We start from the raw sequence: 17,837 nt of genomic DNA, 5'->3' as shown, positions 1-17,837 counted from the left end.
TCGCGTCTGGGGTCGTCGTACTCACGAGCCAAGGGTACGGGCGTCAGATGAATATGCCGCGCCCGGTATTACCTGGTGGTCTCCTCAACGCCATCGGCGTCGCCCGAGGCAGGTGCGTCCGGGGTGCTTCCCTCGGCGTCCGCGCCGGCCGCGTCCCCGGTCGACTTCTCGTCCGTCTTGTCGTCCTTGTGATGCTGCAACCGGTCCTTGGCCTGCGTCGCGAGCGCTGCCGCTCCACCACCGATCTCCTTGGCCTTCTGCGTCAACCCGCCCTTCTTCAGCGAGGCCGCGTAGACGTCGACATACTCCTGACCGGTCAGCAGCATGATCTCGTACATCACCTCGTCGGTGATCGAGCGCAGCACGAAGCGGTCGTCCTGCATCCCCTCGTAGCGGGAGAAGTCGATCGGCTCACCGAAGCGGACGTGCGGTTGGACGATCCGGCCGAACAGCTTGCCCTGCGGCGCGATGACGTCGGTGCCGATGACGCCGACGGGGATCACCGGCGCGCCCGACTCGAGCGCGATGCGAGCGAGGCCGGTCTTGCCCTTGTAGAGCCGCCCGTCGGGCGAGCGCGTGCCCTCGGGGTAGATGCCGAAGACATCGCCATCAGACAGGATCCGCAGGCCGGTGGCGAGCGCGCCGGCCGCCGCCGACCCGCTGGAACGGTCGATCGGCACCTGGCCCGCGCCGGAGAAGAAAGCCTTCTGCAAGCGACCCTTGAAGCCGGGCGTGTTGAAGTATTCGGCCTTGGCGACGAACGTGACCCGGCGCGGGATCACCAGCGGCATGAAGAGCCAGTCGGCGACCGACAAGTGGTTGCTGGCCAGGATCACCGGGCCACGCTCAGGGACGTTCTGCGCGCCCTCGACCGTCGGCCGAAAGATGCCTTTGAGCAGCGGGCCGAGCAGCACCCACTTCAGCAACCAATAGAACACCGTGTCTCCTTCGCGCCGAGGGCCTGTCGGGCCACTGGCACCTGAGAATGAACAAAACTGCACTGATCCCGCGTGCAGGATACGGCAGGCAGCACGGCTCACGATCGAGGTGAAACAATGGTGCCCGGACCACCACCCTGACATGCTCAGCGAAGGAACAACGATGGACGTGCTGCCAGGCGCTGAACCCTTTGCCCACGACGGCTCCAGGACCGGCGTGCTCGTCTGCCACGGATTCACCGGCACCCCGCAGAGCATGCTGCCGATCGCACAGCGTTGCGCCGACGAGGGCTACACCGTGCGACTCCCCCGCCTTCCCGGGCACGGCACCAACTGGAAGGACCTAAACCGGACCCGTTGGACCGACTGGTGGTCGGCGATCGATGCGGCATACGCCGAGCTGGAGCGACGCTGCGACCGCGTCATCGCCATCGGCCTGTCGATGGGCGGGACGCTGGCGACCCTTGCCGCACAGACACATCCGTACGGCATACAGGGTCTGGTGCTGATCAACCCGGCCTACACGATGCGCGACATACGGCTCAAGGCCCTACCGGCGCTGCAGCACGTCGTGCCCTCGATCGCCTCGATCGCCAACGACATCAAGAAGCCCGGGTCCACCGAACTCGCCTACGACCGCACGCCCCTGAAAGCGCTGCAGTCCCAGCGGCAGATGTGGGCGCAAGTGACGCGCGACCTGCCGCAGGTGACGCAACCACTGCTGCTGATGCACTCCCCCGACGACCACGTCGTGCCGCCGGAGTGCTCCGCGCTGCTGCTGGCCCGGGTGTCCAGCACCGACAAGACGGAGATCCTGCTGACCGACAGCTATCACGTCGCGACCCTCGACAACGATGCTCCGCTGATCGAGGATGAAACCGTGCAGTTCATCCAGCGGGTCGCCGAGCGGCCGGTATGAGCGAGCGGCGCGAGGAGCCGGACGAGCAGACCGACATCGACCGCCGGTTTGCCGACATCATCTGGAACATCGACCCGTCGTTCACCATCCCGGACACCCCCGCGCCCGTCGAACGCTCTAAGAACGACCGCATGGACGACGACGTGGTCGATGCCTCGGACGAGCTCGCCGAAGAGGATGACCCGGACGACGGCGATGCAGCGGCGCCCGAGTCGACCGCACCGCTCGCCGACCTGCCCGACCAGTGGCGTATGCCGCCCTCAGGCTCGGCATCGTTGCTGGACGACGACGAGGCCGATACGTTCGTCCCGGCTCCGCCGCAACCGTTGCCGAGTGGTGAGGACCTCGGTTTCTGGACCATGATCGGCTGCCTGGTCGGCGGGCCGGCCTGGCTGCTCTACCTCTTCTTCTTCGACCGCTACGCCCAGTCACTGTGGTGGCTGCTGGCCTGTGCGCTCTTCGTCGCCGGAGTCGTGCAGTTGATCATGCGGTCTCCCAAGAACCGCGACGACCTGGATGATGACCACGGCGCGGTGCTCTAGACCCGACCGGGGTCAGCCCTGCAGGGCGCTCAGGTCGAGGTCGACCACCACCGGAAGGTGATCCGTGGCTGCTGCGAGCTTCGTCGCAGAAGTCTCCAATTCCGGTGTCACGCCTAGCAGTTGGGCTGACGCGAAGATGCCGTCGATCCGCTTGTGCGGGTCCTGGGCCGAGTAGGTCGGCGTGTCGGCGGACACCTCCCGCAACTCCCTCGCGAAGTGCCGCCAGGTCCGCCCGGACGGCTCTTCGTTGAGGTCACCGCCAACCACCATCGGCGGGGTCGGGGTGCCCGCCGCTGCCAGCAACGCCTTCGCCTCCGGCAACCGGTCGGCGCCGCGCAGCGACAGGTGCGCGCTGGCAGCGACCAGCGGGCGATGCCCGGGCAGGCGGACGGTGGCCATCCCGTAACCGCGCGGCTCGTCGAACCTGCGCACCGGCAATCGCCCGTGGTGGGCGTCGAGCACGTCCACCCGCAGGCTGGTCATCAGTGTGGTGCTCATCCGGAAGCGCTTGCCGCCGAACCAGGTCAGGCCGAGCTCGTCGGCGAAGGTCGCGATGCGGTGCCCCGACACCGGATGTCGCGGGACCTCCTGCAGTAGCAACACGTCCGGGGCGATCGAGCGGATCACTTCGACCAGCGCGGAGCGGTCGTCCTTCAGCGCACGCACGTTGTATGACGCCACCCGGATGCAGTGCGCGTCGCGAGGCGGAACCGGCATACCTGCGCTCATCGCCCGTTACCTGCGGTTGCGTCGGCCCGCTCGAGGACGGCGGTGCGTGCGAGGTCCGCGGCTCCCACGAAACCCGACTCGTTGCCGAGGGCCGCCTGCACGATGCGCGCTTCGGGCCGATAACCACGTCCGGCGAGGTGTCGGCGGAACGAGTCGCGCGCCGGGTCGAGCAGCATGCTGCCGGCCGCGCTGACGCCGCCGCCGATGACGAAGGCGCCGGGATCGAAGGCGTTCGCCAGGTTGGCCAGGCCGGTGCCCAGCCAGGTGCCGATCTCCGCGAGGAGCTCCTCAGCGGTCGGATCACCGGCCCGGGCCGCCTCGGTGATCATCGGGCCGGTCAACCGACGCGGATCGCCATCGACGCTGGCGGCCAGGTCGTGCGCCAGCGGGGAACCTGCCAGGACCAGCGAACGTGCTTCTCGCACCAGGGCGTTCCCACTGGCGTACTGCTCCCAGCAACCGCGGTTGCCGCACTCGCAGCGGTGTCCACCGGGCATGACCTGCATGTGGCCGAACTCCCCCGCGATGCCGAACCGGCCGCGTTGGATCCGGCCGTTGACCACGATGGCGCCGCCGATGCCGGTGCCGAGGTTGACCATCACGACGTGGGACTCACCCTGCACGTTGCCGAAGCGGTATTCGGCCCAGCACGCGGCATTCGCGTCGTTGTCGACGAACACGGGGATGTCGAGGCGCTGCACCAGTGCCTCGCGCAGCGGCTCGTGGCGCCAAGAGAGATGCGGGGCGAAGACGACGGTCGCACGGTCCGCCGCGACGAACCCGGCCGCACCGATGCCGATGCCGATGACGTCGCTCGTGGCGCGCGCCAACAACTCGTGCACCACCTCGACGATGAGGTCCTCCACGACCTTCGGCTCGGTCGTGCGGTGCGGCGTGTCCCGGCGTACGTGGTCGACCACCGTGCCGGACTCGTTCACCAGGCCACCGGCGACCTTGGTGCCGCCGATGTCGATACCGATGGCGAGGGTGGACCCCGAATCCGTCACTTGCCCATCTCCTTCGCCTGCGCTCCTCGCATGTCAGTCGTCGTCCTCCCCGGTCACCGGGACGTCCACGCCGCCGGAGGTGTCCCGCTCGTCCTTCGTCGGCGCGTCGGCGGTGCGGCGCTGCTGTGCGGCGGTGTGTAGCCCACCGGCCACCACACCGAGCAGGTCGGCGACCCGGTCCAGCAGGTCCGGCTGCACGGCCTGTACGACGCCGGCGAGCCGGCAGACCGGGCACATGCGGCAGACCGCCTCGACTGCCGTCCCCTGTGCGCAGTCACAACCCGCTGTCGATCGGTGGCGCTCCGGGACCGGCGCCGTGTTCGCGGTGGCGTCGTCGCGTGCGCTGTCGTCCACCGTTGCTTCCGCGGCGAGCTTGCTGTTCTGGGCCCACACCGCGAACGCCTCGGCCAGGCGCATCGCTTCATCGGCGACCGATGCGGGTCCGGACTGCTCGTCGCTGGTGTCGGAGGGTTCGTCGGGTGTCACGTCAGGCTCCTGCTCGGGTGGGGCGGAATGCGACATCAAGCATGCCGTCTCGCAGGCGGGCACCCGACGGGTGGCACCGTTGCAATGCCGACGGCAGCTCGAGGAGAGACTGGTGCCCGCAAGCGCTCAACATCAGGCTGTGCTCGGACCAGCGCAGTTTCAAGTCTCGAAAATCGCTCAGCGGTAACGGCATTCGCAGTCGATAGCCCTCGGTCTCCGGGTCCGCCGAGATCCGCAGCGGCAACTCCGGCTCCCAATCGGCGCCATTGATCGCCTGGTCAGCCGCGAGGCGTTGTACGCCGGGCAGCAGGTCGCTCTTCGCGTCGTCCCAGCCGATGACGCCGCGCACGTGGACGCCGCTGAGTCCGACGCCGACGGCCAGGCGTGCGGTCTTGCCGGGGTCGGAGGCGACCAACAGAGCGCCACCGGATCCCCCACAGACCGCGTTGCGTATGACGCGTGCGCGCTGGACGCCGTCCTGTAGATGCGTAAGGAGCGCCGGGCCCGGCCGGCGCCCACCGACCGCCGCGAGCAGTGGCCGAGCGGTGCGCAACCAGCCGGTGCCGACACGGGACAGCCGCAGCAGCGTTCCCGGAAGCGTCCGGGCCAGCCGGGCCAACTCGGGACCGTGTGTGCCGGCATCGATGACGACGGTGTGCTCGGGCCCGACCTCCACCGGAATGGACCACAGGAGGCGCAGGCAGCTCGCCGTGCTCGTGTGCCGCAGCGGATCGATCAGATCGGCCGAGTCGCCCAGCGTTTCGACGAGTCGACGCGCGGCCTCGTCGTCCTTCGTCGTCCGGTGCGCCGCCGCGGTGAGCACCGACGACCGACGACAGCGGGCAGCAGCACCGTCATACGGGTCCGCATCCAGGACGGTGACCGCCCGGCCCTCCCCGGCGAGATGGTCCGCCAGCCGTGCGGCCGTGGTCGACGAGCCCGCTCCACCGGGTCCGGTGACCAGCAGAACGCGTGCCGACATCAGCCCTCGACGCGCTTCTTCAAGCCCTTCAAGGCGGTCTCGATGATGGTCTTCTCGGCCTTCCGTCGGAGCATGCCGATGACCGGGATGCTGAGGTCGACGGTGAGCTCGTAGACGACGTCGGTCTGGTCGTCCGTGCCGGACAGCCGGTAGATGCCGTCGAGCGACTTCAGGATGCTGGACTTGACCAGCTCCCACGACACGACACCGGTGCCGTCCTCGCCGACGTCCCACGTGTAGGCCAGCACATAGGTGTCCTTGATGACACCGGCGTCCAGAGTCAACTGCACCTGCAGCGGCCAGCCCTGCTCGTCCTCACTGAGGACTTCGGCCTTCTTGATCTGCCCGGTCCATTCCGGATAGCTGTCGAAGTCGGCGATCACGTCGAGGACCTCGGCGGGCGGGGCCTTGATCGAGACGGAGGACTTGGTGCTGTCAGCCATGCCGGGAGCCTACCTGTCGGCGCACGTCGGCCGGTCGCTGCGCCGCGAATCATCCCCCGGGGCGGCTCGCTGCGGTTTCGACTCCGACACGTGCCCGCAGGAAAGCCCCGAACGGGCCGCGCTGCGATGCGACGCTCGCGCCGAACGTTGCCGCGAAATCGTCCGCGCCGGCCGTCGGCGCGGCGGACCGGACGAAATCGGTGAACCGCTCGAGACCGAACCGATCGACCAGGAAAGCGCACCAGGCATAAGCCTCCTGGTATGCCGCCTGCGGTGCGGACCTGAAGCGAGCGTCACTCGGTGGGCCGGCCGGCACGCGGCCGGCGCGAACTGCGGCCGCCAGCTGTGGCGCCAGCCGCGCGAGACCGAGCCGCGTCGCGCGGTAGGCGGTGAACTCGGCCGCCCCTTCGACCACCCAGCGCCGGATATCGACAGACGCCGCCTGGTGCAACGCAACGTGAGTCAGCTCGTGGGTCAGGACGACGACTCGCCCCTGCGACGTGACATCGGTGAACAAGGACGGCGCCAACACCACCCGGTCGTCGGCAGTCGTCGTCGCCGCGATCTGCGCGCCGGGCTCGACGGATCCGCCATGCCGACGGAAGCCCTCCTCGTCGGCCGGCACGTCGATGCGTGTGGTCCCGGTCAACACCGACCTGCCCCACACCTGTCGGACACGCCGCCCCGCGGTCTGCGCATCGCGCAGCACCTCCCGCAATCTCGCGTCGGGGACATCACCGGACACCACCACTCGAATGCCGCGCGCGGTGCCCGACACGGTCGCCGAGGTGTGCGCGCCGGCCGACGAGGACGTCGGATCGGCATGGTCCCCACTCGAGGAGCATCCGGCCGCGAGCGCGCCGAACAAGACCCACCCGGCGCAACACGCCGTACGACGTGTGATCGTCCGTCGGGTGGTCTCCTTCACCCGGTCGACCGTAACGGCTTCCAGGGTTCGATCCGTGCGGTGGCCGCCATCGCCTCCTGTGCCGTGATCAGCCCGGCCGACGCAAGGCCGTCGACCGCACGCCGCTCGTCGCCGTCCAGGCGCTGCTCCAGCGGTGCGAGCTGCAGCAACGCGGTCACCATGCACTCGGCGCAGTGCCGGTCACGCACCGGGCAGGTGTCGCAATCGATCTGCATGTCATCACCTCTTCGTCGTCCGTGGTCGATCGATCAACCATTGCCTCGGACGCTAGAGCCGACCTATGACAAGCCCCTCCTCGCGGCGTCTGTGACCATGTCCGTGAGGCGCTGCAGCCGCTCGGTCCGCAGCCGCCACGCCTGCCAGTGCAGCTGCACGTCAGCGACATGGTCACGCACGACCCGCACCAGTTCGCCCCGGTCCAGCCGGTCCCGTGCCTGCAGCACCGGCACCATCCCCCAACCCAGTCCGCCCGCGACCGCGGTGACGAACGACTCCGACGACGGGACCTCGTGGACGGCTCCGGTGGCCACGACGTCCCGCGCCCGCAGGAGCTCGTCCTGCAGGTCGTCGCGCTCGTTGAACCGCACCATCGGCATACCGCTCAGATCGACCGCGCGTCCGCGCCGGTGACGTTCACGGAACTCCGGCGTACACAGGGGCAGATAGCGCATCCGGCCGAGCGGCACCACCGAACAGCCCTGGACCGCAACGGGATCGGACGTGATCGCCGCGACCACGGCACCCGACCGCAGCAGCGCGCTGCTGTGCGCCTGGTCCTCGACCCGTAGATGGAGTGCCACGCCCGGCCAGCCGGCGACCGCTTCCAGTGCGGTGGCGAACCAGGTCGCGAGCGAGTCCGCGTTCACCGCAACCGCGAGGTTCTCGACCCCCTCGCCGGTCAGGCCGAGCTCGGCCCGCGCCTCGTGTTCGAGGGCCGCGCGCTGGCGTCCGAGGCGCAGCAGGACCTCGCCGGCATCCGTCGGTCGCACCGGCGAACTACGTTGCACCACAACGGCACCCACCGCCGCCTCGAGCGCTCGGATCCGTTGGCTGACCGCTGACGGTGTGATGTGCAGCCGGCGGGCCGCTGCCTCGAAGGTGCCTTCATCCGCGACCGCGACGAGGGTCTGCAAGTGTTCGTCCTGCATGAAGCGATGCTAATGCTTCTGTAGAAACTTTCGCTGGCCTTCATCTCGGTCTGCGCCATACGTTGGGCGCACCATGATCAATCCAGCACTCACCGGCCTGTTCACCGGACTGTCCCTCATCATCGCGATCGGCGCACAGAACGCTCTCGTCCTCCGGCAGGGCCTCACGCTGCAGCACGTCGGCTCCGTCGTGCTCGTCTGCATCGCGGGCGACGTCCTGCTGATCAACGCCGGTGTGGCGGGCGTCGGCGCGATCATCAGCAGCCACCCCACCGTCCTGGACATCCTGCGCTGGGCAGGTGCGGCATACCTGATCTGGTTCGGTGTCCGCTCGCTGGCCGCGGCCCGCACCTCGCATGCGCTGACCTCCGGGAAGGTCGCCACCAGAGGTTCGGTGATCGGTGCTGCGCTGGCCATCACCTTCCTCAACCCGCACGTCTATCTCGACACTGTCCTGATGCTCGGCAACGTCGCCAACCAGCAGGGCATCGTGGGCCGCTGGTGGTTCGCGGCCGGCGCGTGCATGGGCAGCGTCGCCTGGTTCGTGCTGATCGGGTACGGCGCCCGGCTCGCTGCCCCGGTGATGAGCCGGCCGATGACCTGGCGGGTGCTCGACGTCGTCATCGGCGTCACGATGCTCACGATCGCCGCGCTGCTGATCTTCGCCTGACGGCGAGCCGGAACGCAGATTGTCATACCCCGCACCTACGTTCGTCGGTATGAACGAGCGCAGCGAGCGACAGTGGGCTCGGGTTGATGACGGCATCCGACGGAGGAGGAGGCCGTCATGAGCGAGCGCAGCGAGCGACAGTGGGCTCAGGTTGATGACGGCATCCGACGGAGGAGGAGGCCGTCATGACGATGCCGGCACCGATCCAGTCGACGTTCGACGACCTGGGCACCCCCCTCGCCGACGTCACGTTCGTCGTGCTCGACCTGGAGACCACCGGCGGCAGCCCGACCGAGTGCGAGATCACCGAGATCGGAGCAGTCAAGGTCCGCGGCGGGCAGGAGCTGGGTGAGTTCCAGACCCTCGTCAACCCCGGCGAGCCGATCCCCGCGTTCATCTCGGTGCTGACCGGCATCACCGATCCGATGGTGGCCAACGCGCCGTTCATCGGCGAGGCGCTGTCGGCGTTCCTGGAGTTCATCGGCGACGCGGTGCTGGTCGCCCACAACGCCCGTTTCGACATCACGTTCCTCAAGGTCAACTGCGAGCGGCTCCAGCTCCCCTGGCCGGGCAACGCCGTGCTCGACACGGTGCACCTCGCGCGCCAGCTGGTCACCCGCGACGAGTCGCCCAACCACAAGCTCTCCTCCCTCGCACGGGTCTTCAGCACCCGGGTCACGCCCGACCACCGCGCCCTGCACGACGCCCAGGCGACCGTCGACGTGTTGCACGGTCTGATCGAGCGCGTCGGCAACCTCGGGGTGCACACGTTCGAGGAGCTGCGGTCCTACACGTCGCGGGTCACCCCGGACCAGCGCCGCAAGCGTTTCCTCGCCGAGGGGCTGCCGTCGGCACCGGGCGTCTACGTCTTCAAGGACGAGCGCGGCGAGGCCCTCTACATCGGCACGTCGATCGACATCAAACGCCGGGTCCGCAACTACTTCACCGCGAGCGAGCAGCGCACCCGGATGGCCGAGATGGTCCGGCTGGCGACATCGGTCACCCCGATCGTGTGCCACACGACCCTGGAGGCCCAGGTCCGCGAGTTGCGGCTGATCGCCGAGCACAAACCCCGCTACAACCGCCGCTCGCGACACCCCGAGCGGACGATGTGGCTCAAGCTGACCGCCGAGGCGTTCCCGCGCCTGTCGATCGTGCGGACCATGCGCGACGACGGCGCCACCTACGCCGGGCCGTTCACCTCGCGCTCGGTGGCCGAGCAGGCAGCCGCGGCGGTGCACGAGGTGGTCCCGCTGCGGCAGTGCACCGCGCGCCTGTCCCGCAAGGGCACCGGCTCCGCCTGTGCACTGGCCGAGATGGGACGGTGCGGCGCGCCGTGCGACGGCCGCCAGTCACCGGACGACTACGCCGAGATCGCCGACCGGGTCGCGTCCGCCCTGGACGGCGACGGCCACCAGGTGATCGACGCCCTGAGCCAACGGCTGCGCACGCTGGCCGCGGACCAGCGCTTCGAGGACGCCGCGGCGGTGCGCGACCGGATGCTCGCCCTGGTCCGGGCAGCCGCTCGCACCCAACGTATGACGCCGCTGGCGATCAGCCCGGAGATCATCGCTGCGGCCCCCACACCCGCGGGCGGCTGGGAGTTCACCTGCGTCCGCTACGGCCGGTTCGCCGGCGCCACCGTGTGTCCACCGCGGACCGACCCCAGCGGATTCATCGCCGCGCTGCGTGAGAGCGCCGAGCACGTCGAGCGGCCCGAGGTCGCCGTTCCGGCGGCGACCCACGAGGAGACCGAGAAGATCTTGCGCTGGATGGAGCAGCCGGGTGTTCGCATCGTCGACATCGACGGTGTCTGGATCTGCCCGGTCGGGGGCGCCGCCGGCGCCCAGGCATCGCTGGACGAGACGATCAACGACCGCGCTGCCGTCCCGGGTTTCGAGGAGTCCAGCGCATGGCGCGGACATCGGCGAGTGACCGCCTGACGTGTGCCGGCGAAATATCCCGGAGGGAGTGTCTCCCCGCGAAGTATTCGCAGGAGCGGGTCGGTGACTAAGCTCAGGGCATGATTTCTGCGATCGTGATGATCAAGGCCGATGTGCACCGCATTCCCGAGGTGGCACAGGAGATCTCCGAGATCGACGGCATCGCCGAGGTCTACAGCGTCACCGGTGACGTCGACCTGATCGCGGTGGCCAAGGTCGGCCAGCACGAGGACTTCGCCGATGTGATCGCAGACCGGCTCAACAAGGTCGAGGGTGTGCGCGACTCACAGACGCACATCGCCTTCCGCACCTACTCGAGCCGTGACCTGGGCGCAGCGTTCGCGATTGGTCTCGACGACTGAGTCCTCGGCCCGACCCTTGACCGAAGCGGCTCAGCCGCGCACGTCCTCGGTCGCGGCCGCCCATCGGTCGACGACCGCACTCGCCGCACCGGAATCGATGGCGTCGCGTGCCCGGGCGATGCCCGCGTCCAGCGCCGCGTCGATCCCGTCATACGCACCGAAGCGCCCCGGACCGTCACCACCGGCCACCACCGCGAGTGCGAGCCCCGCGTTCAGCAACACCGCGTCGCGGACCGAGCCCGGTGCCCCGGCGAACAACTCCCGCGCAACGGCAGCGTTCCGCGTGGCATCGCCGCCTCGTAGGGCTTCGATGCCCACCAGTTGTATGCCGTGCTCGCGCGGATCGATCGTGTGCGCGCTGACGTGCCCGTCCGCGACCCAGTGCACTGTCGAGGTGGTCGTCACCGTCACTTCGTCCAGACCGTCGTCGCCCCGCGAGACCGCTGCGTTGCGGCCACGTTCGGCGAACACCCCGGCCATCAGCGGCAGGATCAGTGGATCCGCCGCGCCGATCGATGCGAACTGCGGCGCAGCAGGATTCGTCAACGGGCCGAGCACGTTGAACGCGGTGCGAATGCCGAGCTCGCTACGGGTCGGCGCGGTGAAGCGGAACGACGGGTGGAAGGTCTGCGCGAAGCAGAAGGTGATGCCCGCTGTCCGCGCGACGTCCGCCACCTGCTCGGCGTTGAGGTCCAGCCGCACCCCCAGCGCTTCCAGCACATCGGCCGCACCGGATTTCGACGACGCAGCACGGTTGCCGTGTTTGACCAGAGTCACCCCCGCGCCGGCGCAGACGATCGCCGACATCGTCGAGATGTTGACCGTGTGCGCCCCGTCGCCGCCGGTCCCGACGATGTCCAGGGTGACGCCCGGGACCTCGATCGGCACCGCGTGCCGGATCATCTCGTCCGCGAGCCCACGCAGTTCGTCGACTGTCTCGCCCTTGGCACGCAGCGCGACCAGGAACCCGGCGATCTGTGAGCCGGTGGCCTCACCGGACATGATCTTGTCCATCGCCCACCCCGCCTGTGGCGCAGTGAGGTCCGTCCCGTCCAGCAACGCGTTGAGCAGTGCCGGCCAGGTCGTCTCGGATGCCATGTCGGCGCGTCGCTCAGGCGGTGGCGCCGCGGCGCATCAGGTCGGCGATCGCCGCCCCGATCGTCAGCGGGTCGATCGGGTGCGGGACGGCAGCGTCACACTGCGACCACACCGCGAGCCAGCCGTCGGAGGGCCGGCCGGTCAACACCAGCACCGGAGGGCAGTCGAAGACTTCGTTCTTCAGCTGGCGACACAGGCCCAGGCCACCGAGCTTGGCGGCTTCGCCGTCGAGGATGAGCAGGTCGTAGTGCTCCTTGTCGACAGCGTCGACAACCGCTGCGGGTGTCGCGCACTCGCGCCAGCTGGTGATCTCGACATCCTTGGACGGCCGTCGGCCGACACCCAGTCGGACGGCGTCGCGGGTGGCGATGTCGTCGCTGTAGAGCAGGACGGTCAGCTGGTGCACGCCACCGGACGTCTTGCCCGCCGGAACCACTGCGGAGGATGCGCTCATAGCTCCGAATGCTACTGGTCCGGCCGGGCACGATCGACAGCAGTCGGGCGTTCAACGACACGACGACAGCCGTATGACGCGACCTTTCACCCGGCCCCGACCCGGCAACAGGCGCAGTTTGGGCAGATGCACTGGGAAGAAACGGAACTCGCCCAGAAGTTCAATCTGGACAGTCGGGGGGTCGCCCGCGCATGTCTGCCCCGATGGGGCCATAATGGCGGACGTGGCGACCGCAACGACGGCTCATACGAGCGATTCCCGGATCCCGGCAGGGCATGGACCTGTCAGCAGACCCAATCTGACGGCAGTCGGCACCATGGTGTGGCTGGCCAGCGAGCTGATGTTCTTCGCGGGGCTCTTCGCGATGTACTTCACGATTCGCTCCGTGGCCGGCCCACTGTGGGACGAACGCACCAGCCATCTCGAGGTCGGCTTCGCCTTCGGCAACACGTTGATCCTGGTGATCTCCTCGATCTGGTGCCAGTTCGGTGTCTTCAAAGCCGAGGCCGGTAAGTCGCACCGCGACGGCAAGCTGTGGCAGCTCGGTTCCTGGGGCATGCGCGAGTGGTATGTCCTCGCCTTCCTCTTCGGTGCCATCTTCGTCTCCGGCCAGGTCTTCGAATACTCCAACATGTTCGCCGAGGGCATCTCGCTGGACTCCGACGCCTACGGCTCGATGTTCTACATGACCACCGGCTTCCACGCGCTGCACGTGACCGGCGGTCTGCTGGCTTTCCTGATGATCATCGGCCGCACGTTCACGGCCAAGAAATTCACGCACCATCAGGTGACCGGCGCGATCGTCGTCTCCTATTACTGGCACTTCGTCGACGTCGTCTGGATTGCACTGTTCGCCACGATCTACCTCCTCAAGTGACGGACGGCGTGCTGAAGATGTCGACCACCCATCCCTTCAACGACGACAGGACGACTTCGTGAGTTCACTCGTTGCCCGCCGCCGGCACCCGGCAGCGATTGCGATCGTGTTGCTTCTCGGCCTCATCATCACCGGTGGCCTCTATGCCGCGTTCGCACCCAAGAACGCTGACGCAGCCAGCAGCAACACCCAGACCGCTGCCGCCGGCCACAAGCTTTTCTTGTCCAACTGCGCGTCGTGCCACGGGCTCGACGGCGCCGGCGGTGACGGTGGACCGTCGCTGGTCGGCGTCGGAGCCGCAGCCGTGGACTTCCAGGTCGGCACCGGACGTATGCCGCTGGCGAACCCCGGGGTGCAGGCCGAGCGCGGCAAGCCGCAGTTCAACGACAAGGACACCGCAGCGCTGGCCGCCTACGTGGCGTCGCTCGGCGAGGGCCCGTCGGTGCCGTCCTCCAGCCTCACCCAGGGCGGTGGCGACATCGCCAAGGGTGGCGAACTGTTCCGCGTCAACTGCGCGATGTGTCACAACTTCGCCGGCTCCGGCGGCGCACTGACCCGCGGCAAGTTCGCACCGAACCTGATGGACGTCTCCGGCAAGCACATCTACGAGGCGATGCTGACCGGTCCGCAGTCGATGCCGGTGTTCAACGACTCCAACCTGTCGGCGCAGGACAAGAAGGACATCATCTCCTTCCTGCAGAACGTCAAGGCCGAGTCCAGCCCGGGTGGATGGAGCATGGGCAACCTCGGCCCGGTCCCCGAAGGACTGTTCGCGTGGACGATCGGCATCGGCATGCTGATCCTGATCGCCGTCTGGCTCGGTAAGAAGGCAGCCTGATGACTGACGACAACGAAGCTTCGATCTCGAAGGAGCCGGCCGTGAGCCACAACGAGTCCGGCCACGCCGTCGCGACCCGCCACGACGACCACGCACTGCCCGAGCGGTTCGAGAACCCCGGCCTGCCGGATCACGTGCACCGCCAGGGCGACAACGACGAGGCCGCGGCCCGCCGCAGCGAGCGACAGGTCGCGACGCTGTTCGGGCTGTCGATGCTCGCGACGGTCCTGTTCGTCGTCGCCTACGCCGTGATCGGCAAGGACGACAACGTCACGCTCCCTATCCTGGGCAAGGTGCACGCGCTGCACGTCGCACTCGGCGTGACGCTCGCGGTGTCCATGCTCGGCATCGGTCTGGGTGCGATCCACTGGGCCAAGACGCTGATGTCCGACGAGGAGGTCGTCGAGGAGCGCCATACGCTGCGCTCGAACGACGATGCCCGTGCCGACTTCGTCAAGGTGATGTCGGACGGTGCCGACTCCGCGCAGATCAAGCGTCGCCCGCTCATCAAATACAGCCTGGGTGGTGCGCTCGGCCTCTTCGCCGTCCCGCTCGGCCTGCAGCTTGTCGGTGGCCTCGGCCCGTTCAAGGGTGATGTCGAGGACCTGCGCACGACCCTGTGGGACACCGAAGTGCCGGTGCTCGGCGCCGATGGCAAGCCCGAGATGAAGAACGGCAAGCCGGTCACCCGCCCGCGCCGCCTGATGCGCGATCCCGACGGCACCGCGATCCGGCTGTCCGACGTGACGTTGGGCTCGGTCTTCCACGTGCTGCCCGAGGGCATCAACGACACCGAGCACCCGATCAATCAGAAGGTCAAGGCGTCGGTCATCCTCATCTCGCTGCAGGAGGACCGCATCAAGAACACCCGTGAGCGGGACTGGGGCATCAACGGTGTCGTCGCCTATTCCAAGATCTGCACGCATGTCGGCTGCTCGGTCGGCCTCTACGAGCAGACCACTCACCACCTGTTGTGCCCGTGTCACCAGTCCACGTTCGACCTGACCGAGGACTGCAAGGTCATCTTCGGCCCCGCGAAGCGTCCGCTGCCGCAGTTGAAGATCGACGTCGATGACGAGGGTTACCTCTACGCGCCGCACGGCTTCGATCAGCCGGTCGGCCCGAGTTTCTGGGAGCGTGGCTGATGAGCGAGCAGACCAAGGCCCGCAGCACCGCTGACGCGTTGCGCGCGGACGACAAGAAGGACGCACCGGCCGCTGCTGGCGGCGGCCCTGTCGGCGCCGTCGCCAACTGGATGGACGAGCGCACCGGCTCCGCCAAGGGCATCAGCTACCTGATGAAGAAGGTCTTCCCGGACCACTGGTCGTTCATGCTGGGTGAGATCGCGATGTACTCGCTGGTCATCCTGCTCATCAGCGGCACGTTCCTGACCTTCTGGTTCGTGCCCAGCATGGGTGAGACCGTCTACAACGGCCCCTACGTCCCGCTCAAGGGCACGCAGATGAGTGAGGCCTTCGCCTCCACCGTCCGCATCTCGATGGACGTCAAGGGCGGTCTGCTGATCCGCCAGATCCACCACTGGTCGGCACTGATCTTCGTCGTGTCGATCGCGTTGCACATGTTCCGCGTCTTCTTCACCGGCGCGTTCCGCAAGCCTCGCGAGATCAACTGGATCATCGGCCTCCTGCTGGCGATGCTGGCCATGGTCGAGGGCTTCCTCGGCTACTCGCTGCCCGACGACCTGCTGTCCGGCACCGGTATCCGCGCCATGCAAGGGTTCATCCTGTCGATCCCGGTGATCGGCACCTACATCAGCTACATCCTCTTCGGCGGTGGCTTCCCGGGGCAGGACATCATCCCCCGGTTCTTCACCCTGCACGTGCTCCTGCTGCCGGCCATCCTGGTAGGTCTGTTCACCGCGCACATCATCCTGGTGATGGTGCACAAGCACACCCAGTACCCCGGCCCCGGCCGCACCAACAAGAACGTCGTCGGCTTCCCGATGATGCCGGTCTACGCGGCCAAGGCCGGTGGCTTCTTCTTCGTGGTCTTCGGCATCACCGCGCTGATCGCCGGGCTTGTCTCGATCAACCCGATCTGGATGTACGGCCCCTACGAGCCCACCATGATCACGGCCGGCTCGCAGCCGGACTGGTACATGGGCTTCGCCGACGGTGCGCTACGACTGTTGCCCGGCTTCCTGGAGTTCAATCTCTTCGGGAAGACCTGGAGTTTCAACATCATGATCGGCGCGATCCTGATGATCCCGATCCTGTGGACCATCATGGGTCTCTACCCGTTCATCGAGAAGTGGGTCACTGGCGACAACGAGGAGCACCACATCCTCGACCGGCCGCGCAACCGGCCCACCCGGACCGGACTCGGCATGGCCGCGATCACCTTCTACGGCATCCTGTTCGCCGCCTGCGGAAACGACATCATCGCCATCAAGTTCCACCTGTCGATCAACGACATCACCCGGGCCTTCCAGATCGGGCTGATCGTGATGCCGATCATCGTCTTCTGGGTGGTCAAGCGAATGTGCCTGTCGCTGCAGCGCTACGACCGAGATCTGGTCCTGCACGGCCGCGAGAGCGGTCGCCTGGTCCGGACTGCCAAGGGTCGCTTCTTCGAGGCCCACGAGGACTTGGACGACTACGAGCGCTGGGCGCTGGTGGCCTACGAGTCCCCCGCCCCGGTGGACCTGGAGTCCGCGACCGACGAGAACGGCGTACGCCGCAAGAGCGCCCGCAAGGACCGTTTGCGGGCCCGTGTGTCGCACTACTACTTCAAGGACCGCGTCGAGCCCGTCACCCCGATGGAGTTGGCGTCGGCACACCACGATGGCCAGGCCGGCGAGCAGATCGAGTCTCATCCCGACGAGGCTGAGTCCGGTCACATGCACGGCGGCGCCGAGGAGATCGGGGCGGCACACGCCTACGGTCACCCGTCACCGCACGACAAGCAGGACTGATCGGCGGGCCCTCCCCGGAGGGCGGCCACCTCAGTGCCGAGAGGCCCACGCGCACACACTGTGCGGGTGGGCCTCTCGGCATACTCGGCTGCGACTCTAAGCTGTTGCTCCACTGCAGTTCTCGACAGGCACAGGAGTCTCCGCATGCCCATCGCCATGAGTCGTGAAGATTTCGAGGACGCGGCCGCCGACGCCATGGACACCATCCCGCAGGACCTGCTGGATCGGCTGGACAACGTGGCGATCACCGTCGAGGACGAGCCGCAGCCGGGCAGCGTCCCTGGACTGCTCGGCCTGTATGTCGGTGTCCCCCTCACCCAACGTGACTCCGGCTACGGACTCGGAAACCTCCCCGACCGCATCTACATCTACCGGGGACCGCTCACCCGCTACTGCCACACGCGCGACCAACTGCTGCACCAGATCCGGGTGACGGTTCTGCACGAGATCGGCCATCACTTCGGCATCAGCGACGAGCGACTGCACGAGCTCGGCTGGGGCTAGCGCGGTGCGTGAGCCTCCTTTCTGATTCCCTACA

Annotated in this window: 21 protein-coding genes; 10 read left to right on the top strand and 11 right to left on the bottom strand. The window is 67.9% G+C overall.

The window, feature by feature from the left end; genetic code table 11:
- Positions 1–68: 68 nt before the first annotated feature.
- Complete coding sequence (locus tag IEX71_RS04090) at positions 69–938, bottom strand: lysophospholipid acyltransferase family protein (RefSeq protein WP_188835638.1); 870 nt, start codon at positions 936–938, stop codon at positions 69–71.
- A 163-nt stretch (positions 939–1,101) separates the two neighbouring features.
- Between IEX71_RS04090 and IEX71_RS04085 the strand changes: the two genes are divergently transcribed.
- Positions 1,102–1,857, top strand: a complete 756-nt coding sequence (locus tag IEX71_RS04085) for an alpha/beta hydrolase (protein ID WP_188835637.1) — start codon at positions 1,102–1,104, stop codon at positions 1,855–1,857.
- On the top strand, positions 1,854–2,399 hold the full coding sequence (locus IEX71_RS04080; RefSeq protein ID WP_188835636.1) for a hypothetical protein: 546 nt from the start codon (positions 1,854–1,856) through the stop codon (positions 2,397–2,399). The genes IEX71_RS04085 and IEX71_RS04080 overlap by 4 nt, the downstream gene beginning before the upstream one ends.
- A 12-nt stretch (positions 2,400–2,411) precedes the next feature.
- Here the strand turns inward: IEX71_RS04080 and IEX71_RS04075 are convergent, their stop codons facing one another.
- From IEX71_RS04075 to IEX71_RS04040, 8 genes are all read right to left on the bottom strand, one after another.
- Positions 2,412–3,116: an endonuclease/exonuclease/phosphatase family protein gene (locus IEX71_RS04075; RefSeq protein ID WP_188835635.1), complete on the bottom strand. Its 705-nt coding sequence runs from the start codon at positions 3,114–3,116 to the stop codon at positions 2,412–2,414.
- Between the two features lie 8 nt (positions 3,117–3,124).
- On the bottom strand, positions 3,125–4,135 hold the full coding sequence (locus IEX71_RS04070; RefSeq protein ID WP_188835634.1) for an ROK family glucokinase: 1,011 nt from the start codon (positions 4,133–4,135) through the stop codon (positions 3,125–3,127).
- Between the two features lie 33 nt (positions 4,136–4,168).
- Positions 4,169–4,621: a hypothetical protein gene (locus tag IEX71_RS04065; RefSeq protein WP_188835633.1), complete on the bottom strand. Its 453-nt coding sequence runs from the start codon at positions 4,619–4,621 to the stop codon at positions 4,169–4,171.
- A 1-nt stretch (position 4,622) separates the two neighbouring features.
- Positions 4,623–5,603: a hypothetical protein gene (locus IEX71_RS04060; protein ID WP_188835632.1), complete on the bottom strand. Its 981-nt coding sequence runs from the start codon at positions 5,601–5,603 to the stop codon at positions 4,623–4,625.
- Complete coding sequence (locus tag IEX71_RS04055) at positions 5,603–6,046, bottom strand: SRPBCC family protein (protein WP_188835631.1); 444 nt, start codon at positions 6,044–6,046, stop codon at positions 5,603–5,605. The genes IEX71_RS04060 and IEX71_RS04055 overlap by 1 nt, the downstream gene beginning before the upstream one ends.
- Positions 6,047–6,095: 49 nt before the next feature.
- Entirely contained in the window at positions 6,096–6,974 is an 879-nt protein-coding gene (locus tag IEX71_RS04050) for a gluzincin family metallopeptidase (protein WP_188835630.1), read from the bottom strand.
- A complete protein-coding gene (locus tag IEX71_RS04045) occupies positions 6,971–7,189 on the bottom strand; it encodes a hypothetical protein (protein ID WP_188835629.1) in 219 nt (72 codons plus the stop codon). Before IEX71_RS04045 ends, IEX71_RS04050 begins: the two co-directional genes overlap by 4 nt.
- A 63-nt stretch (positions 7,190–7,252) precedes the next feature.
- On the bottom strand, positions 7,253–8,122 hold the full coding sequence (locus IEX71_RS04040; protein ID WP_188835628.1) for a LysR family transcriptional regulator ArgP: 870 nt from the start codon (positions 8,120–8,122) through the stop codon (positions 7,253–7,255).
- 73 nt (positions 8,123–8,195) lie between these two features.
- Here IEX71_RS04040 and IEX71_RS04035 point away from each other — a divergent pair, with 73 nt between their 5' ends.
- The 3 genes from IEX71_RS04035 (at position 8,196) to IEX71_RS04025 (ending at position 11,097) form a co-directional block, all read left to right on the top strand.
- Positions 8,196–8,792, top strand: coding sequence for a LysE/ArgO family amino acid transporter (locus tag IEX71_RS04035; RefSeq protein ID WP_188835627.1), 597 nt, complete (start codon positions 8,196–8,198; stop codon positions 8,790–8,792).
- Between the two features lie 185 nt (positions 8,793–8,977).
- Positions 8,978–10,735: a DEDD exonuclease domain-containing protein gene (locus tag IEX71_RS04030; RefSeq protein ID WP_188835626.1), complete on the top strand. Its 1,758-nt coding sequence runs from the start codon at positions 8,978–8,980 to the stop codon at positions 10,733–10,735.
- A gap of 80 nt (positions 10,736–10,815) precedes the next feature.
- On the top strand, positions 10,816–11,097 hold the full coding sequence (locus tag IEX71_RS04025) for an Lrp/AsnC family transcriptional regulator (protein ID WP_188835625.1): 282 nt from the start codon (positions 10,816–10,818) through the stop codon (positions 11,095–11,097).
- 30 nt (positions 11,098–11,127) lie between these two features.
- Here the strand turns inward: IEX71_RS04025 and trpD are convergent, their stop codons facing one another.
- On the bottom strand, positions 11,128–12,195 hold the full coding sequence (trpD, locus tag IEX71_RS04020; protein ID WP_188835624.1) for an anthranilate phosphoribosyltransferase: 1,068 nt from the start codon (positions 12,193–12,195) through the stop codon (positions 11,128–11,130).
- Positions 12,196–12,208: 13 nt separating this feature from the next.
- Positions 12,209–12,649: a response regulator transcription factor gene (locus IEX71_RS04015; RefSeq protein ID WP_188835623.1), complete on the bottom strand. Its 441-nt coding sequence runs from the start codon at positions 12,647–12,649 to the stop codon at positions 12,209–12,211.
- Between the two features lie 214 nt (positions 12,650–12,863).
- On the opposite strand from IEX71_RS04015, the gene ctaE reads away from it, so the two are divergent.
- The 5 genes from ctaE (at position 12,864) to IEX71_RS03990 (ending at position 17,803) form a co-directional block, all read left to right on the top strand.
- Positions 12,864–13,526: an aa3-type cytochrome oxidase subunit III gene (gene ctaE / locus IEX71_RS04010; protein WP_188835622.1), complete on the top strand. Its 663-nt coding sequence runs from the start codon at positions 12,864–12,866 to the stop codon at positions 13,524–13,526.
- Between the two features lie 58 nt (positions 13,527–13,584).
- Entirely contained in the window at positions 13,585–14,364 is a 780-nt protein-coding gene (qcrC, locus tag IEX71_RS04005; RefSeq protein WP_188835621.1) for a cytochrome bc1 complex diheme cytochrome c subunit, read from the top strand.
- Positions 14,364–15,509: a cytochrome bc1 complex Rieske iron-sulfur subunit gene (qcrA, locus tag IEX71_RS04000; protein ID WP_188835620.1), complete on the top strand. Its 1,146-nt coding sequence runs from the start codon at positions 14,364–14,366 to the stop codon at positions 15,507–15,509. The genes qcrC and qcrA overlap by 1 nt, the downstream gene beginning before the upstream one ends.
- Positions 15,509–17,299, top strand: coding sequence for a cytochrome bc1 complex cytochrome b subunit (gene qcrB / locus IEX71_RS03995; RefSeq protein WP_188835619.1), 1,791 nt, complete (start codon positions 15,509–15,511; stop codon positions 17,297–17,299). The genes qcrA and qcrB overlap by 1 nt, the downstream gene beginning before the upstream one ends.
- 144 nt (positions 17,300–17,443) lie before the next feature.
- On the top strand, positions 17,444–17,803 hold the full coding sequence (locus tag IEX71_RS03990) for a metallopeptidase family protein (RefSeq protein ID WP_188835618.1): 360 nt from the start codon (positions 17,444–17,446) through the stop codon (positions 17,801–17,803).
- Positions 17,804–17,837: the final 34 nt, after the last annotated feature.

Origin of the sequence: Flexivirga endophytica, from assembly GCF_014640635.1 — a bacterium.
Lineage (GTDB): Bacteria > Actinomycetota > Actinomycetes > Actinomycetales > Dermatophilaceae > Flexivirga > Flexivirga endophytica.
This window is presented reverse-complemented; position numbering and strand designations above follow the sequence as displayed.

Coding starts and splice junctions, on each gene's coding strand:
- IEX71_RS04085 (WP_188835637.1), top strand. CDS start 1,102: ATGGACGTGCTGCCAGGCGCTGAACCCTTTGCCCACGACGGCTCCAGG.
- IEX71_RS04080 (WP_188835636.1), top strand. CDS start 1,854: ATGAGCGAGCGGCGCGAGGAGCCGGACGAGCAGACCGACATCGACCGC.
- IEX71_RS04075 (WP_188835635.1), bottom strand. CDS start 3,116: ATGCCGGTTCCGCCTCGCGACGCGCACTGCATCCGGGTGGCGTCATAC.
- IEX71_RS04060 (WP_188835632.1), bottom strand. CDS start 5,603: ATGTCGGCACGCGTTCTGCTGGTCACCGGACCCGGTGGAGCGGGCTCG.
- IEX71_RS04055 (WP_188835631.1), bottom strand. CDS start 6,046: ATGGCTGACAGCACCAAGTCCTCCGTCTCGATCAAGGCCCCGCCCGCC.
- IEX71_RS04045 (WP_188835629.1), bottom strand. CDS start 7,189: ATGCAGATCGATTGCGACACCTGCCCGGTGCGTGACCGGCACTGCGCC.
- IEX71_RS04040 (WP_188835628.1), bottom strand. CDS start 8,122: ATGCAGGACGAACACTTGCAGACCCTCGTCGCGGTCGCGGATGAAGGC.
- IEX71_RS04035 (WP_188835627.1), top strand. CDS start 8,196: ATGATCAATCCAGCACTCACCGGCCTGTTCACCGGACTGTCCCTCATC.
- IEX71_RS04030 (WP_188835626.1), top strand. CDS start 8,978: ATGACGATGCCGGCACCGATCCAGTCGACGTTCGACGACCTGGGCACC.
- IEX71_RS04025 (WP_188835625.1), top strand. CDS start 10,816: ATGATTTCTGCGATCGTGATGATCAAGGCCGATGTGCACCGCATTCCC.
- trpD (WP_188835624.1), bottom strand. CDS start 12,195: ATGGCATCCGAGACGACCTGGCCGGCACTGCTCAACGCGTTGCTGGAC.
- IEX71_RS04015 (WP_188835623.1), bottom strand. CDS start 12,649: ATGAGCGCATCCTCCGCAGTGGTTCCGGCGGGCAAGACGTCCGGTGGC.
- ctaE (WP_188835622.1), top strand. CDS start 12,864: ATGGCGGACGTGGCGACCGCAACGACGGCTCATACGAGCGATTCCCGG.
- qcrA (WP_188835620.1), top strand. CDS start 14,364: ATGACTGACGACAACGAAGCTTCGATCTCGAAGGAGCCGGCCGTGAGC.
- qcrB (WP_188835619.1), top strand. CDS start 15,509: ATGAGCGAGCAGACCAAGGCCCGCAGCACCGCTGACGCGTTGCGCGCG.
- IEX71_RS03990 (WP_188835618.1), top strand. CDS start 17,444: ATGCCCATCGCCATGAGTCGTGAAGATTTCGAGGACGCGGCCGCCGAC.